Source organism: Microscilla marina ATCC 23134, assembly GCF_000169175.1.
Taxonomy (GTDB): Bacteria; Bacteroidota; Bacteroidia; order Cytophagales; family Microscillaceae; genus Microscilla; species Microscilla marina.
Map to the genome: position 1 here is coordinate 113003 of NZ_AAWS01000017.1, position 16817 is coordinate 129819.

The window sequence follows — 16817 nt, forward strand, 5'->3', positions numbered from 1 at the left end:
GGAAAGTGACAAAATTTATGGATGGTACAATGAGAGATAATGAATCAAAGTTTGAGCTAATAGAAAAATATTTTGATGGCAGACTAAGTGCTGCTGAGCGAAGTGTTTTTGACCAGCTAATGGCCACAGACCAGGAATTTATCAGTGATGTAGACGATTACAGAAAGTTAACCGCATTTACCGACTTTCTGGATGAAGAAATCTTATTGAAAGGTTTGGATCTGAGCCTTACAAATAAAAAAACTAACTCAAACAAACATCAACTAGTAGCTAATGCACCCCTTAACCAGAAAGATCAGCGCGCAACTGTTAAACCAATATTTTTTCCACGTAGAGTAAGCAACCGTTATGCCGCTGCTATAGCTTTACTTTTTGTAAGTTTGGTAGCCGTAAGTTTGATGTTTTCAAACATTGATTGGAATCAAACCTCAAGCAGTAAAAACTCTAAGGTGCTTACTGTAGAGTATGAGCGCAAAGACAGCAAACCCACTAAGATACCTGAAAAAACAGCAAAGACTGTGACAGAGAAAAAGCCAAAGGCAACACAAGAAATGGCTTTTTTGGCTACCAATTTTGAAGTAAACGATACATTTGAAAAGCTTATTTTAGAGCAATCAAGTGTTTTGAAAAATCGTAGTGAAAACCAGTCCAAATTAAAGTTTGAAATTATCCAACCACAAAAAACCCCATCAGTGGGCAACGAAATGCTCATTCAATGGAAATCGAATGATGCTTCAGTTGAAAACATCACTGTAAAAGTATACAACAATAAAAACCAGATTATGAAAACATATAATTTTCCGAACAAATCTGGTAAAACAACTTTGAATACCCAGTCTTTGAAACAAGGGCTTTACTATTGGCGAGTAATGAGTACGGAGACTGAAGAAGTTTTATTTATTGGTAAGTTTACCAAAAAACAGTAATACTTCTTAAAAGATGATAACCAGTACCTTAAACATTAAGTAAATGCGCTATTAGCTGAAGCAGAGCTCGGCACAGTAGAACTGTAGCCTCGGTTATTTAGGATGAGTTTTGTTTTCTGACGCACTTTAAAAATCGTGCAGAGTTAGTTTACAATTCCGATGCATATCGGAACCGGAGCTACGCAAACTTTTTGAAGTAAAGTCAGCGAGCTAAAGACTCCAAATAATGTGGTAGGAATTTAGTTTCCAGTGCACTAGCCTCAAAAGGCAATAAAAACATAAAGAGCAAATTAGCTTAAAAATAATAATTCCCTCAATATTTTTTGGTAAAAAGCACCTTGCAATGCAGGTGCTTTTTCTTTTCGATATGATTACTACTCTATGCCCATAATTCGCTTGATAGTAAATTTATCATTGGTTTTAATAGCGGTTTGTAGAGCCGCTCTTTGACTAAAAGGAATGTCTTTGAAGTTACTAATAGGTTTACCGCTGGCGTCTAACTTACGCACAGCCACCTTATAGCGGGCGTTTTTTATCCAGCCAAACGGCAAAATCATTTGACTGCCTCCCCCGGCTAAAAACTGAGGAGGAGATTTGGTGCTCAACTGTGGTCCAGCTAAACCTACACTAATGATGGTTCCTTTCGGTATTTGTATTTTTGCCTCCCAGGTAACAGTATTGCCCCAGGCAGTAATTAAAGCACTTTCTTTGATAGTTTTTTCTTTACTTTTGATAGGCTTCAGTGTGACGAAAGATCCCCCCAGCGTAGCGACTCCACCAAATACCCGATAAAATGTAGTAAAACTAGCATTGGTACTGCCCGTAGCATATTGTTGATAATAAAACGTGTTTGCGGGTACTGGGTAAATATTGGCTTGAGTAATCAGTTTTTTTACTTCTGCTTTTACCTGATCTTTGGACATAGGCTTCCAGCCTTTTTTCATGGCAGTCACTATAGGAGCTTTGTAAGCTTCAGAAGGTACCTGATCGTATCCAGAAACAATATTGGCAATGGAATTTTGAGTGGTTGTAGGAGTTTTAACTGTTTTGCAACTCCAGAAGCTTGTCACTAGTAAGGTCAGGAGTAAAGAACTAACCGAGTGTTTAGAGATAGTTTGCATAATCTAATGTCGATAATTTGTGAATGCATAAATATGTTCGTTAAATCCTTGGAATAAAAGCTTTTACATAAAAAAAACTCTCTTTTAGAAAATCCAAAAGAGAGTTTAACAATCATCAATCTTACAATAGTTTAGCTATTTACTATTTCCTGAGTAGTTTGAGGACTTCGTTGACCATGTATAATTTCTTCGAAGGCTTCTTTCAAATAAGGATACTTGAGGGTAAAACCTAATGCTTGCAAACGCCCTGGCACTACTTGGCGGCTTTTTACAATCAGTTCGGTTTCGGTACCAATAAACCAAGCACCTATTTCGAGCATCCATTGCGTGGCAGGCAAACCAAAAGAAACGTTCATGACCTGCCTCAAAGTTTTCATAAACTTTTGATTGGGCTCAGGGTGGGGGCTCGAGACATTCAATACTCCTGTCACTTCTTTGTGTGCCATTAACCACTCTATTATCCGTACAAAATCGTATTCGTGTATCCAGCTAATGAATTGATTGCCTTTGCCTTGAGTACCACCCAGACCGCGTTTTACTAAATTCATAAAAGGGGGAATTACTCCGCCTTCACGCCCAAGTACCATGGCAATCCTTAACATCAATTTACGAGTATGAGGTGTTTTCATTTTGTCAAAAGTAGCTTCCCATTTTTGACATACATCTACCGAAAAACCACTGCCAAATTCCCCAGTAGCTTCATCCATAGGGCGGTCTAGTGCATGGCGGTAAATAGTAGCCGATCCGGCATTGATCCAAAGTGCAGGTGGGTGCTCACATTGGGCTATAGCTACCCCTATCACCTCGGTAGAGAACAAGCGTGAGTCGTAAATTTGTTGCTTGTTTTTCTTATTATAACGACAATTGACTGTTCTTCCTGCCATATTGATGACAGCATCTGCTCCCTCAAAAGTAGTTGCCCAACTGTCTAAATTTTTGCCATCCCATTGTACATATTGTACACCGTCTTTTTGCGTACTTTTTTTTCTGGTTAATATAATCACCTCATCGCCTTGTGCCACAAAATGCCTGGCCATTACCTGACCTATAAATCCAGTACCACCTGGTATTACTATTTTTCTTTGCTTGTTCATGTTCTTATTAGGGTAGTGGGTACTTGCTTACAACGTTCTGTTTTTAATAGAAGTTTCAGAATTTTCTGAAAGTTTGATTTTATTATTGCTTTTTATGTCTCCGAAAAATCAGAAAACCTAAATTTTGCATTCTCCTACTTGTTTTCTACCTTCAATTTTCTTGCGGAGCGTTTGCTCCAGTGCGGAACTATTACAAAATACACAATCATTATGTACGAGACTCTTAAACCTGTATTGGAAAAAGAACTGGCTGAAATAAAAGAAGCTGGTTTATATAAATCAGAACGTATTATTACCTCACAACAAACCGCCGACATTACCACCGACGAAGCGGGTGAGGTGATTAACTTTTGTGCCAACAACTATTTAGGCTTGGCAAACCACCCACGAATAATCAAAGCAGCCCAAGACGCCTTAGAGAAGTATGGTTTTGGAATGGCTTCGGTGCGTTTTATTTGTGGTACTCAAGATATTCACAAAGAGCTTGAACGTCGTATTTCTGAGTTTTTTGGCACTGAAGACACCATTTTATATGCTGCGGCTTTTGATGCCAACGGAGGAGTTTTTGAGCCTTTGTTCAATGCTGAAGATGCCATCATTTCTGACCAGCTAAACCACGCCTCTATCATTGACGGCGTAAGACTGTGCAAGGCTCAGCGTTTTCGTTACAAACATAACGACATGGCAGACCTGGAAGAAAGGTTGAAAGAAAGCCAAAACTGTCGCCACCGTATCATTGTAACTGATGGTGTTTTTTCGATGGATGGCACTATAGCCCAAATGGATAAAATTTGTGACCTTGCCGACAAATACAAGGCATTGGTAATGACGGACGAATGCCACTCTACCGGATTTATGGGTAAAACTGGGCGTGGTGTGCCAGAACATTGTGGGGTAATGGACAGGGTAGACATTGTAACAGGTACTTTGGGCAAGGCTATGGGCGGAGCTTCTGGTGGTTTTACTACGGGTAAAAAAGAAATTATAGAAATGTTACGCCAGCGTTCACGTCCTTATTTGTTTTCTAACACTTTGGCGCCTGCCATTGTAGGAGCGTCTATTGAGGTATTTAAAATGTTGTCAGAAACTACTGCTTTGCGCGATAAGCTGGAAGACAACACAACTTACTTCCGTGAAAAAATGACTGCTGCCGGGTTCGACATCAAACCAGGTGTACATGCCATTGTGCCCATTATGTTGTACGATGCACCACTTTCACAGAAGTTTGCCGAAAAACTCCTTGCTAAAGGCATTTATGTCATTGGGTTTTATTACCCTGTTGTACCTAAGGGGCAAGCACGTATTCGGGTGCAAATTTCGGCAGTGCACGAACGTCACCATCTTGACAAAGCCATTGAGTCGTTTACCGAAGTGGGTAAAGAATTAGGAGTAATATAAATCATTTAAAATATACCTGTCGGTGTTTCAATGCTGGCAGGTATTTTATTGAAACATACATGCAAGACTTACTAAAAGACTACCCTTCGATAATAGAACAAAAAATAGCCTGGGGCGATATGGACGCGGCACAACATATCAACAATACTGTATATTTTAGGTATTTTGAAAGTGGACGCATTGCTTATTTTGATGAGATTGGTTTTTCTGATTTTGACCAAATAGGACCTATCCTTGCCGAAACCAGCTGTCGTTACCGCATTCCTTTGATACACCCTGACACTATCTCTATTGCTACCCGAATACAAACAGATAGCTTTTATGAATTTGGATTTGTCATGGAGCATGTGGTAGTAAGCCACCAACACCAGCAAATAGCTGCCAAGGGTACATCTCGCATTGTGAGTTATGATTACTCGAAACGAGAAAAAGCCCCCTTGCCACAAGTGCTCAAAGACAAAATGTTAGCGTGTGAACGCAAATAATTAACACCAATCAAGCCTAAAAAAATGACTTACCAAATTATAGCCCCCACTGCACCCAAGGTGCCCATTGTGATAAGTGTACCCCATTGTGGAGTAGCTTTTCCTGACGATATTAAGTCGCAATATGTACCCGAACTGATTGCTCAACCCGATGATACCGATTGGTTTGTAGACCGTTTGTATGATTTTGCCCCAGCCTTGGGTATTACGGTGATCAAAGCGCACTATAGCCGTTGGGTAATAGATTTGAACCGTAACCCTGAAAGTAAACCTTTGTACAACGATGGCAGAGTAATTACAGCATTGACACCTACTACCAATTTTCTGGGCGAATCATTGTATATAGGGGCAACTCCTGACCCTGCCGAGGTGCAACGAAGGCTAGAGGCGTACTACTTGCCTTACCACCAAAAGGTAAATGATTTGCTGGATGATTTGCAAAAAGATTTTCCCCACGTGTTGTTATACGATGCACACTCTATCAGACAGGTAGTAAAAACCATTCATTCGAATCCTTTTCCTGATCTGTTGTTGGGAAGTAACGACGAGAAATCGGCGCATGCAGCGTTGATTAAAGTTTCGCTTGAAGGTTTGGCCGCTGGTGATTACTCTCTTGAACACAATACACTTTTTAAGGGGGGGCACATCACTCGTTCGTTTGGGCAACCATCGCGCAAGCGGCATGCACTACAGCTCGAACGCAGCAAAACTTTGTACATGAACGATGCTGAAACTGAGTATGCTCCCAAGCGTGCCGAAAAGTTAAAAGAAATCTTAAAACCTATGTTTAACCAATTGATAACAGCATTGGGAAATTTGGATTGATATAAAATAAGTTGTTGATAGTCAATTGTTTAAGTATTTATAAAGAATAAAGTAGTGGCTTATTATCAGAATTAAATACTGATCTTATAGTTGACTACTTGCAGCTTGTGCTGAATTAAAACTATATTTGCTCAAACTGTTTTAAAAGACCCAGGTACCATTATGGACTTTACGCTCTTTTTCGATGCATTAGACAAGACCCTTTTTGAAGGAATAGCAGGTACTGATACTTGGTATGAACATGTGCAGGTCTATGATAAAAGACCGATAAAATGGGAAAAAAAGCATTTAGCAATTGTTGGGGTAACCGAAGAACGGGGTACCCAAACCAATCAGGGAGTGGCAAAAGCCGCCAACGAAATACGTAAACGCCTGTATCGCCTGAAGAAAGGCAAAGGGGCTTATCAGATTGTAGATTTGGGTAATTTACGCAGTGGTATGAGCCTCGAAGAAACCTACACTCGTTTGCGTCAATCCTGTGAGTTTTTACTCAATAAAAACGTGATCCCTATTGTATTGGGAGGGTCACACGACCTGACTTTGGGGCAGTTTTTAGCATACGAACAGGCAGGTAAAATTATCAATATGGTAAATGTAGACGCTTGCATAGACCTTGAGCAAACTCCCTTGCCAGATATGAGCACTTGCCATGTACATAAAATGCTTACTCACCAACCCGGTTATTTGTTTGCTTTTAGTCACTTAGGCTATCAAAGTTACCTTAACTCCCCTAAAACTCTCGAGACCCTCGAAAAACTCAATTTTGATGCATACAGTGTAGGACAAATGCGGGACGACCTGAACGAAATAGAACCTGTGGTGCGCAACGCCGATATGTTGAGTTTTGACCTGACAGCCATCAAAATGAGTGATGCCGTAGGTAACCGAAATGCGCAAAACTTTGGGCTAACCGGCGAAGAAGCTTGTCAGATTTGTTGGTATGCGGGGTTAAGCGCACGCTTGAGCTCTATTGGTTTTTATGAGTACAACCCCGACGAAGATGTGCGCCATCAAACGGCTTCGTTGATTGCTACAATGATTTGGTATTTTGTAGAGGGGTATTATCACCGCACCGATGAGCTCAACTTTAATGGCAACGCCTTTATGAAATATGTAGTTTCGAGACTAAACAACTCCAGCAACATTATATTTTATAAACACAAGGTGACCCAAAAATGGTGGATGGAAGTACCTTATCCTCAGACAGTTACTTCTAATAAAGAGAAAATGATTGTACCTTGTAGTTATAAAGATTACCAAAAAGCCAGCCGTGGCGATATACCCGATCGTTGGCTAATGACTTATAATAAGTTGGGGTAGTTTGTTGGCATGGTGGGCGACCAATGCTGGTATTGTTTTGTGGTCATACCTGCCAAGCTTTAAAAACCTGGCAGGCATAAAATTGATTAGGCTTGATGAGCGTGTAAAAAACTCAAATCGTTGAGTAAGAAACGGATTTCTAAAAGCCTTTGCTCTAAATGTTGGGCAACATTGGGTAAACCCGGTTGTTGACAATGTTCAATGAGTGCATCGGCGTTGAGCGCAAAAGCCTCGATACGGCTGCGAACCGATTGTTCAAATAATGTGATGTCTAAAGCAATGGGTGCCTCTACACTTTGGGCAGCCGATACAAATGTTTTATATTGCATGCTAATAAATATTTATTGTTTATTAAAAGCCCTTGAGGGAAGTTTCCAAGCTAATACCTCTTGGGCTATATTCTCACCCTGAGAATATGGTGTAAAGATAACTAAAAAACCATCAAAATCAAAGGGTTTTGAGTTTTAATATATTGATATTCAGTGGTTTATATATTGTGCTTGCTTGCATTACCATTACCTCAAAAATACTTCCTTATACTCTCATTTCAATGCATTGATTACAATAAAAATGCGGTATTGACTCCCCATACACTAGGGATGTAATGTGCCAATTTTCAGCCTTAAGTTTGCAATGGTAAAAGCTGTAGACTATTATTATATTTGCGCCAGCAAATAAATTTCTAATAGAACAATGACAAAACCCAACAAATTTATTGTAATAGAAGGGCTGGACGGTTCAGGCAAGTCAACCCAGCTTAAGCTCATCACGGCTCACTTACAAAATGCAGGGATCAAGTACCAACACATTCATTTTCCGGTCATGGGTGAGGGTTACTATGGGCAACTTACGGCTGAATTTTTACGTGGCGATTTGGGTGCCTTAGATCAGGTACACCCCAAAATAGCGGCTTTGATATTTGCGGGTAACCGGGTAGAGCATTTGGAGCAAATCAATCAATGGCTTGCCGATGGGTACGTAGTCATTGCCGATCGTTATGTCAACTCTAACATTGCTTTTCAATGTGCTAAGTTTGACAACCAAACAGAAAAAGACACCCTCAAGAAGTGGATTCTAGAGTTTGAATATGAATTTAATTTGCTGCCTCGACCGGCTTCTTCTCTGTTTTTAGATGTTCCCTTTGCTTCGATCAAAAAATCATTGACCAACCAACGCGAAGGCGACGACCGGGCTTATTTGCAAGGCAAAAGTGATATTCACGAAGACTCACTCGATTTGCAAGAAAAAGTGCGCCAAGAGTACTTACAAATGGTCAAAGAACAACCTGACTTTCATTTGATCAAGTGTTCAGACGAAAAAGGTAATTATTTGCCTCCTGAGCAAATCCACGCCGAGATAAAAGCAAGGTTTGACCAATTGAACGAAGGATAAATGCTTACTTTAGAAAGAACTCATTCGGACAACGAAGATTTTATAGACCTTATCAAACACCTGGATGCTTACCTGAAGGTGCAAGATGGCGAAGATCACGATTTTTATGCCCAATACAACAAGGTAGACGCTATACGCTGGGTGCTAGTGGCTTATAGCAATGGAGTAGCGGCAGGCTGTGGGGCTATCAAACCCTACAATGAGCAAACCATAGAACTCAAACGTATGTTTGTGCATCCCGATCATCGAAGTAAAGGCGTTGCTCAGGCAATGCTGCAACATCTGGAGCAGTGGGCTGCCGAAGAGGGGTTTACCACTTGTGTATTGGAAACTGGAGTAAAGCAAGTAGAGGCGATTAGGTTATATACCAAGGCGGGTTATGAACTGATGGATAACTACGGGCAATATGCTGGATTAGCCACCAGCGTATGTATGAAGAAAGCATTGAAGTAGGCGAATGTAGCCGAGCGGCATATCAAGTGATTCGATGAGACATTGTGCTTCCCCGTGTAAAATCAATAAGTGATTGCAATGAAAATAAAAAACAAGCGACCTTATCTTGTGATAAGATCGCTTGTTAGTTTAATACTGCCCAGTAGACAACATAACCAGTGTACAGGCAAACACAGGCTCTATGCTATTGTCTTTGGCAAGTTGCGCCAACTCCATGTTTTCGGTACCAGGATTAAAAATCAAGCGTTTGGGTTTGGTTTTTAATATATAGTCATACCATTCGCTTTGGTGGCGAGCCCCAATATATAGCGTAATGGTATCTATATTGCCGATTACCTTTTTGTCATTGATGATGTCTTTGCCAAATACTTGTCCCTTTTTTATACCCACTGGAAAAATCTCGTGACCATATCCAGTGAGGCGGTCTGCCGCCAAAAAAGCATAACGTGAGGGGTTGGTGGTTGCTCCTAGAATCAGTGTATTTTTCATTGGTTGATTTACTTTTTTTTAGTTATTCTGAGGGAGGTGCTTGTGCTGTTTTTTCCTCTTCTTGTTGTTTGTTCAGCACCTTTACATCGTCTTGTACTTGCTTGGCTATATGCCAAAAATTTTCCTCAGTAATTTTAGCCAACTTTTCTTTTTGTTCTTCTGTAATTTGTAGTGTACTCATAATTTATGGTATTTTAACTATACAAACATTTATTGTATAACCAATTTTTTAAAGGATGGATAAGCCTGCCAAACCAGTCTTATCGAGCACTTAGAGTACTATTTTTATTTAAAAAAATCAAATAAACTTCGATAACCCTACTTATTTGCTTGATAACCAGTTTTTTATATTTTTGCATGCCAGCATTAATTAGGACAAAAAACAGTTAACAGTGCCGGATATTTTTGAAAACACTTGAGGAGTTAACAGATTCTGGCGAATGTTGATTAACTTTATAATAACAATTGACATCAAGTTTATAGCAAACAGGCAGGCAATTTTTCTAAGAGCTGACCTGCCCTCATTCAAAACAAGAATAAATGCTTTTTAAAATATACAGTTCTTCGGCAGGTTCGGGCAAAACCTACACACTTACCAGAGAGTACCTGAAACTTGCCTTGCAAGGAGACCAACCCCACTACTTTAAATACATTTTGGCCATCACTTTTACCAATGATGCTGCCAATGAAATGAAGGCACGTATTGTCAATGCTTTGCAAGGGTTTGCCCAACCCGATACACTAGACGATAAAGCCCGAAAAGGGAGCGATCAGTTGTTGTTTGGCATAGCCGAAGAGCTAGGGGTAGCGCCTGAAAAACTCAGAACAAGAGCGCAAAAAGTATTTGTCAAAATTATTTATAACTACAGTGACTTTGCCGTAAGTACCATCGACCGATTTGTCAATAAAATTACCACTGCTTTTACCCAAGAGCTGGACATTCCTTATAACTATGATGTAGACCTGGACACAGACAAACTCTTAGAAACCGCTATAGACCGGGTACTGGCAAAGGTAGGGCGAGAAACCAAAGAAAACCTGTCGAATATATTGGTAGATTGGGCAGAAAAGAAGGCAGAAGAAGGTAAAAACTGGGCACAAATTGCACCCGAACTTGCTGACTTTTCTAAAGATTTGATGAATGAAAGGTCGTATAACTACCTCAACCAGTTGAAAAAATTGACCGTAGATGACTTTCAGATTATCAAAGAAGAACTCTTTAATTATAAGAAAAACCTTAAGAGTCAAATTGTAACCATTGCCGAACAAGGCTTGAGCCTCATGCAAGCGCAAGGGGTGGGAGTCAATGATTTTTTTCAGAAAGCCAAGGGAGTAGGAGGCTATTTTCAAAAGCTGGCTCAAGGCAAAGACCTGGAAAAACCTGCCAACAGCTATGTAATGCAAGCATTGAATAATAATAAGTGGTATTCGGGCAAGGCGCAACCTGGTATAGACGCCATTGCTCCATCGCTTGCTCAAGACATTGCCCACTTGCGAAACCTGAAAAGCATTTACTTGTTGGTGTCGTTGATTACCCCACATATTTACAAAATGGCGTTGATCCACGAGGTAGAAAGTGAACTGGAAGAACTAAAAATAGAAAATAACTCGATTCACATTTCGGATACCAACAAAAAAATAGCCGAGATTATCTCTAACGAACCCGTGCCTTTTATTTACGAAAGGGTAGGGGAGAAGTACAACCATATTCTAATAGATGAGTTTCAGGACACTTCGGTACTGCAATGGCAAAACCTATTGCCACTGGTAGAAAACAACCTTGCCGAGCACAATTTTAACCTGATAGTAGGCGATGCTAAACAAGCAATTTACCGCTGGCGGGGTGGCGAAATGGAGCAGTTGGTGCATTTATATAAAAACAATATTGGGGCATTGCTTCAGCCCTCGTTGATGCAAGAAAACACCTTTAACTTGTTGCGCGACCGTTATGCTACTTTGCACCAAAACCACTTGGCAGCCCAGTTGAAGCACAACTACCGCAGTACTCGTGAAGTGATAGAGTTTAACAACAGTTTCTTTCGCGATTTGGTAGACATGTACCGTCACGAGTTTCCATTGCTTGATCAAATATATGATGAAGATTTTGAACAGGCGATTCCCGAACAAAACACCAAAACCGGAGGGCATGTAGAAATACAATTTGTAAACAAAGATACCTACCATACCGATACCCTTGAGTATATTTTGGTCACCATTTCTACGGCGCTCAACCAAGGTTTTGCCAAAAAAGACATTGCTGTACTCACTCGTAGCAATGGCAGTGGGCAGGAAATAGCTGTTTTTCTGAAAAGTAAAGGCTTTCCTGTGATTTCTCAAACCTCTTTGTTGCTTGCCAGCGATGACAAGGTACACTTTATCATTGCTTTTCTTAAGCTAATCAAAAACCCGCACGACCGCTTGTTAAGGTCTGAAGTGTTGTATTTATTTTATCGGGTGATCAAGCGTATTACCCCTGATGATATGATAAATAATGTGATTAAAAGCTTGATTACAAAACCTATAGCCGAGTTTTTTGAACACATCCAAGGCGAAGGGTATGACATTAGCCAAGGAATGTTACAGCAATTGGGAGTCTACGAATTGGTAGAGAAGTTGATAGAAGTATTTGGGTTGTTTGAGCACCAAAACCGACTAGAATATTTGTTTCGTTTTCTTGACTTGGTGATTGAGTTTAACTTGCAAAAAAATACTACTTTGACCGATTTTCTGGAGTATTGGGAAGACAAAAAAGACGTAGTAAGTGTCAATACCCCCAAAGACCAGGATGCCATTACCATTACTACCATTCATAAATCCAAAGGGCTGGAGTATTCGGTAGTTATTTTGCCATTTGCCGAATGGGAGTACACCCCCAAACGTAACTCTACTATGTGGATTAACCTACCCCGCGAGGAGTTTACTTTCAAACACTCTAGCAACTACCTAAGTACCTCTATAGTACAGGTAAGTAGCAAGTTGGCCGAAACCCTGGTGGCAGACCAGTACCACGACGAAATAGAAAAAACATTTATAGAAAATGTAAACTTATTATATGTAGCTTTTACCCGTGCCGTAGATCGTTTGTATATTTTTACCCGTCTTGAAAATTTTGCTTCTAAAAAGCCCCCAAAAAGAGTGAGTACCTTGATGCATCAATACTTGCTCAATCGACAATTTTGGGAAGAAGGCAATGCTACTTATCCTATAGAAATGGGTGAGCCCAAAGCGCAGGGTGAGGCAACAGAAGAGGACGAAGACAAGTATTTTTATATAGATGAGCTCATCTCTACCGATATTCACAAAAGAGTAAAAAACACTGCCAAATGGAAACGGTCGTTGGTCGAAAAAGGCACAGAACAACCTGCCGAAGAAACCCCCGAGCAAGTGTAAACTACACATGTATTGGCTACAGCCAAAAAGCTCAACGATTGGTTAATCGCTGAGCTTTTTATTAATATATGACTTGCTGAAAATAAGTGAAACTATGAATTGTTAGCTACCTGTGAACCGAACCTGAAGCAGCTTGCTGTGATGAATTCAACGCAATTACGGGGTGCAACTTGAAGCTTGTCGTTTGCCCCCTGTGTGGGCTTCTTACTGTCCTAACAATATACCGGCAAGTAATTGTGCCAAAATATAATCGGCAAACAAGACGGCAATGGTACTACTGGTAACCGCATTGGTACTTGATTGCCCTACCTCTAACGCTCCACCTGTGGTAAAAAAGCCTTTGAAGGCCGAGATAGAAGATATTAGGTAAGCAAACACAAATGATTTGATAATAGCAAAGTAGATACCTCCTGGATTAAAGTCCCAACGGATGCCATAAATGTACTGTGATTCAGTAAGAGCTCCAGTGACTGTGCCTGAGATAAAACCACCCATAATAGACAAAAATCCGGCAATGACGCATAACATTGGAATGGTGATCAAAGCTGCTGTAATTTTGGGTAGTACCAGGTAAGAAGCAGCGTTGATGCCCATTACTTCTATAGCATCTACTTGTTCGGTAATACGCATAGTGCCCAGTCCACCAGCGATGTTTGAGCCCACTTTACCCGCCAGTACAATACAGGTAATGGTAGGGGCAAACTCTAGTATTGCCATATCGCGTACAATGGTGCCTATCACATACAAAGGTATGGCAGGACTCACCAGGTTATAAGCGGTTTGTACTGCGGCTACTGCTCCTATAAAAGTAGATGTAATGACTACAATAAATACAGAGTCTATGCCTATACGCATACATTCGTCTATGGTCAGGCGTACATATACTTTAAAACGTTCACGGTTGTAAAATAAGCTTGCAATGAAAATACAGTATTTGCCTAAAGTCTGCATATTTTTTTAATGATCAATTCTGTTCTAAGATTTTAAAAGTACATATTTTATCATCGACTTATGAACAATTTGCCTGATAAAATATGTTTGCCTTGTACATTGGAGTTTCGATACAAGCGATTTCTGTAAACGAAGTTATGATGAAATTTGTTAAAACCATAAAGGCTAACGTATCTTTATCCAATACGCAAAAAATAAAGATTTGTAAACAATCACTAATTTCAAAGGTTAAAATCCTAGCAAAGCTGCCATCCTTATCTTTTACTCAAAAGTACTTAAGTGACAGATATACAGACCTGTTTCAGGGCTTTTCCTAGTGTTGAAACAGTATTTTATAAATCTGTAGGCAACTTTCTTACAAAAACCAGTGTATCGTTGATACATTACCCAAAGCCAACTGGCGCATGAACAAAACATATATTCACTCCATAGGAACCGCCAACCCGGTTCATCAGATTGCCCAACAAACTACTGCCGAGTTTATGGTAAAATTTCTGGAACTATCGCCTCGTGAGGCACGCAAGCTCCAGCTATTGTACCGTGCTACGTCTATTGACTATCGCTATTCGGTGTTGGAGGATTACGCTAAAACCAATGATTTTGATTTTTATCCTAATACCGGCAACACATTTCCTTCTACTGCCCAACGTATGCAACAATACGAAAAACACGCTGCTACTTTGGCTACCGCAGCAGTGGCAAATTGTTTGCCTGCTAATTTTTCTGTGACCGAAATCACCCATTTGATTACGGTGAGTTGCACGGGTATGTATGCTCCAGGGCTTGACATAGAATTGGTAGAAAAACTGGGTTTAGCACACTCAGTACAACGCACTTGTATTAACTTTATGGGTTGTTATGCAGCTTTCAACGCACTCAAAATAGCCGATATAATTTGTCGTGCTACCCCCAAGGCCAAGGTGTTGGTGGTAGGAGTAGAACTGTGCACGTTGCATTTCCAGAAGTCGACTGCTAAAGATGATCTGGTGGCCAACGCCATTTTTGCCGATGGAGCAGCGGCAGTATTGCTTCAGGGGCATCCACCTGCCCATAAAGCCATTGCCTTAGAGGGCTTTTATTGTGACCTGGAGCCCGATGGCAAAGGAGATATGGCGTGGCATATCAAAGACCATGGCTTCGAAATGAAACTTTCGTCTTATGTACCTCAATTGCTCGAAGGCAAACTTAAGGCATTGGTAGGTAGGTTGTTGCAAAACTATCAGCTCAATATGCCTGATATAGAACTGTTTGCTATTCATCCTGGTGGGCGTCGCATACTAGAGCGTATCGAACAAAGCTTGGGTATTCCCAAAAAAGCCAATGCTACTGCTTATGAGGTTTTACAGCAATACGGCAATATGTCTTCGGTTACAGTGTTGTTTGTGCTAAAGCGTTTATTAGAGCAAGTAGGAGAGGAGCACCACGACCAACGTATTCTGAGTATGGCTTTTGGGCCAGGGCTTACCCTGGAGTCGGCATTGATGAAGGTGTTTTGCCCAAATGATTAGGTGGACATTGACCGCAATAAAAAATACCAACTTCTCATAAAGAAGTTGGTATTCAGAAAGACTAATTATAAACACACTCCGTTAGTGAGTATTTTTGATATTTTTATGGTTGTTGCTTACCTGTGTCAGGCACTTCGCAGCACTCGATGCTAGTGTGGTGATGATGCTTTACAATCTTGGGGCTTAGGTAAGGAATGCCCAGGTTGAGCCCTCTTACAATAAGCAATACCGCCAGGGTAATGGTAAATACAGGCACTAGCTTGTACATGCGGGTTTTGAGCTGAGGTTTGATAAAATTGCCTGCCAGTGCCACCGTGAGCATTACCGGAAAAGTTCCTGCACCAAACAGTGCCATATAAGCCATTGCCTGGGTTACGCTTCCTGTAGCTATTGCCCCCGCCATTGCTAAGTATACCAGTCCACAAGGCAAAAAACCGTTCAAGGTGCCAATCAATACATAAGACTTGGCTGTTTTTTGCTTAAACAAGTGCCCCAGGTTTTGTTTTACCCTAAATACCAGCTTTTGCACGGGGCGCAACATGTCAAGGCGACGTGTAAGGCGGTTGGGTAAAATAAAGAATAGTAATAAGAGTACCCCAACACCAATAGATAACCACTGCTGGGCACCAGACAATACCACTCCTCGCCCCAATACCCCTACAATAGCCCCCAACAAAGTATAGGTGAGTATTCGCCCCAGGTTATACAACACCCTGCTTTTGATCAGCTCGGCATTGTTACGCTTGCTAATGGGTAATGCAAAGGCAATAGGACCACACATGCCCACACAGTGGAAACTACCCAATAAACCCAATATAAATGCAGTGTATAATAACATAAGTATTTCTAACTACGGTTTTTATAAGTTGCTAAAAATCAACGTGATAGAAAAGTGTAGCTGCTTAGAGAACAGGGTGTACCTAGCACCTTGTCAGAGCTTCTAACCTTTAATTTCCACGTTACCATCTTTGGCAATGATAATTCGCTTTTCTACATAGTATTTTTTTTGAGCATCTTGCCAGTTAATTTTTACGCGCCAAAACCCTTTGTCAAACTTACAATTAGCTATAGGAATAAGCTGTATGCCATCGGTACCAGTTTCTACTGGCACTGTAAAGTCTTTGCGAGCATTTGCTGGCCGGAAAAACGTGACTTGCCCTTGGGTAGTATTTTTGGGAAATTTTAGTTTAAAAGTTTGATGTTTGCTGATATACTGAAAAGCAAAGCCTTCTTTTAAATTTTGAACATTCTTTAGTTTGTTGATTTCCTTTTGGTACTCAATCTCCTCTTTATAATAATCTTTAGACACCAAGTGAATGTTATCCTGACGCATTGCCTTGACCACCATAAACATGATCATGCCCACAAATACTATAATTACTCCAGTGATTTTGTGTCCCCAATTCATAGTTTTATATATTTTGAAGCCAGCAACCAAAGGGGTTGCTGACTTTTGATTTTAAGA

At 40.5% G+C, this 16817-nt stretch carries 17 protein-coding genes; 9 read left to right on the forward strand and 8 right to left on the reverse strand.

Annotation, left to right across the window (positions count from 1 at the left end):
* Positions 1-29: 29 nt before the first annotated feature.
* On the forward strand, positions 30-926 hold the full coding sequence (locus tag M23134_RS17450; RefSeq protein ID WP_157558526.1) for an anti-sigma factor: 897 nt from the start codon (positions 30-32) through the stop codon (positions 924-926).
* Positions 927-1300: 374 nt separating this feature from the next.
* Here the strand turns inward: M23134_RS17450 and M23134_RS17455 are convergent, their stop codons facing one another.
* Together M23134_RS17455 and M23134_RS17460 are read right to left on the reverse strand one after the other, a co-directional pair.
* Positions 1301-2047 (reverse strand): hypothetical protein, encoded by a 747-nt coding sequence (locus tag M23134_RS17455; protein ID WP_157558527.1) that lies wholly within the window; start codon positions 2045-2047, stop codon positions 1301-1303.
* A gap of 131 nt (positions 2048-2178) precedes the next feature.
* The gene (locus tag M23134_RS17460) at positions 2179-3141 is read right to left on the reverse strand and encodes a TIGR01777 family oxidoreductase (protein ID WP_002698438.1); all 963 of its coding nucleotides are present in this window, start codon (positions 3139-3141) and stop codon (positions 2179-2181) included.
* Between the two features lie 210 nt (positions 3142-3351).
* Here M23134_RS17460 and kbl point away from each other — a divergent pair, with 210 nt between their 5' ends.
* From kbl to M23134_RS17480, 4 genes are all read left to right on the forward strand, one after another.
* Positions 3352-4539 carry a glycine C-acetyltransferase gene (gene kbl, locus M23134_RS17465; protein ID WP_002698439.1) on the forward strand — a complete coding sequence of 396 codons (1188 nt, stop codon included), beginning with the start codon at positions 3352-3354 and terminating at the stop codon, positions 4537-4539.
* 59 nt (positions 4540-4598) lie between these two features.
* The gene (locus tag M23134_RS17470; RefSeq protein ID WP_002698441.1) at positions 4599-5024 is read left to right on the forward strand and encodes an acyl-CoA thioesterase; all 426 of its coding nucleotides are present in this window, start codon (positions 4599-4601) and stop codon (positions 5022-5024) included.
* A gap of 24 nt (positions 5025-5048) precedes the next feature.
* On the forward strand, positions 5049-5849 hold the full coding sequence (locus tag M23134_RS17475) for an N-formylglutamate amidohydrolase (RefSeq protein WP_002698443.1): 801 nt from the start codon (positions 5049-5051) through the stop codon (positions 5847-5849).
* Positions 5850-6011: 162 nt separating this feature from the next.
* A complete protein-coding gene (locus M23134_RS17480; protein WP_002698444.1) occupies positions 6012-7169 on the forward strand; it encodes a formimidoylglutamase in 1158 nt (385 codons plus the stop codon).
* 86 nt (positions 7170-7255) lie between these two features.
* Here the strand turns inward: M23134_RS17480 and M23134_RS17485 are convergent, their stop codons facing one another.
* Positions 7256-7498 carry a hypothetical protein gene (locus M23134_RS17485; RefSeq protein WP_002698445.1) on the reverse strand — a complete coding sequence of 81 codons (243 nt, stop codon included), beginning with the start codon at positions 7496-7498 and terminating at the stop codon, positions 7256-7258.
* A gap of 364 nt (positions 7499-7862) precedes the next feature.
* Between M23134_RS17485 and tmk the strand changes: the two genes are divergently transcribed.
* Both tmk and M23134_RS17495 read left to right on the forward strand, forming a co-directional pair.
* On the forward strand, positions 7863-8561 hold the full coding sequence (gene tmk, locus M23134_RS17490; RefSeq protein ID WP_002698447.1) for a dTMP kinase: 699 nt from the start codon (positions 7863-7865) through the stop codon (positions 8559-8561).
* Complete coding sequence (locus M23134_RS17495) at positions 8562-9014, forward strand: GNAT family N-acetyltransferase (protein WP_002698450.1); 453 nt, start codon at positions 8562-8564, stop codon at positions 9012-9014.
* 129 nt (positions 9015-9143) lie between these two features.
* Here M23134_RS17495 and M23134_RS17500 read toward each other — a convergent pair whose 3' ends face one another.
* Both M23134_RS17500 and M23134_RS41205 read right to left on the reverse strand, forming a co-directional pair.
* Positions 9144-9503, reverse strand: coding sequence for a CoA-binding protein (locus M23134_RS17500; protein WP_002698452.1), 360 nt, complete (start codon positions 9501-9503; stop codon positions 9144-9146).
* Between the two features lie 22 nt (positions 9504-9525).
* Positions 9526-9684, reverse strand: a complete 159-nt coding sequence (locus M23134_RS41205) for a hypothetical protein (protein ID WP_002698454.1) — start codon at positions 9682-9684, stop codon at positions 9526-9528.
* A gap of 359 nt (positions 9685-10043) precedes the next feature.
* Between M23134_RS41205 and M23134_RS17505 the strand changes: the two genes are divergently transcribed.
* Entirely contained in the window at positions 10044-12893 is a 2850-nt protein-coding gene (locus tag M23134_RS17505; RefSeq protein WP_002698456.1) for a UvrD-helicase domain-containing protein, read from the forward strand.
* Positions 12894-13097: 204 nt separating this feature from the next.
* On the opposite strand, the gene M23134_RS17510 is transcribed toward M23134_RS17505, so the two are convergent.
* The gene (locus M23134_RS17510; protein ID WP_002698459.1) at positions 13098-13844 is read right to left on the reverse strand and encodes an MlaE family ABC transporter permease; all 747 of its coding nucleotides are present in this window, start codon (positions 13842-13844) and stop codon (positions 13098-13100) included.
* 404 nt (positions 13845-14248) lie between these two features.
* Between M23134_RS17510 and M23134_RS17520 the strand changes: the two genes are divergently transcribed.
* Positions 14249-15352, forward strand: a complete 1104-nt coding sequence (locus tag M23134_RS17520) for a type III polyketide synthase (RefSeq protein WP_002698461.1) — start codon at positions 14249-14251, stop codon at positions 15350-15352.
* Between the two features lie 103 nt (positions 15353-15455).
* Here M23134_RS17520 and M23134_RS17525 read toward each other — a convergent pair whose 3' ends face one another.
* Positions 15456-16190: a sulfite exporter TauE/SafE family protein gene (locus M23134_RS17525; protein ID WP_002698462.1), complete on the reverse strand. Its 735-nt coding sequence runs from the start codon at positions 16188-16190 to the stop codon at positions 15456-15458.
* A gap of 102 nt (positions 16191-16292) precedes the next feature.
* Positions 16293-16760 carry a FixH family protein gene (locus M23134_RS17530; protein WP_002698463.1) on the reverse strand — a complete coding sequence of 156 codons (468 nt, stop codon included), beginning with the start codon at positions 16758-16760 and terminating at the stop codon, positions 16293-16295.
* Between the last annotated feature and the right edge of the window lie 57 nt (positions 16761-16817).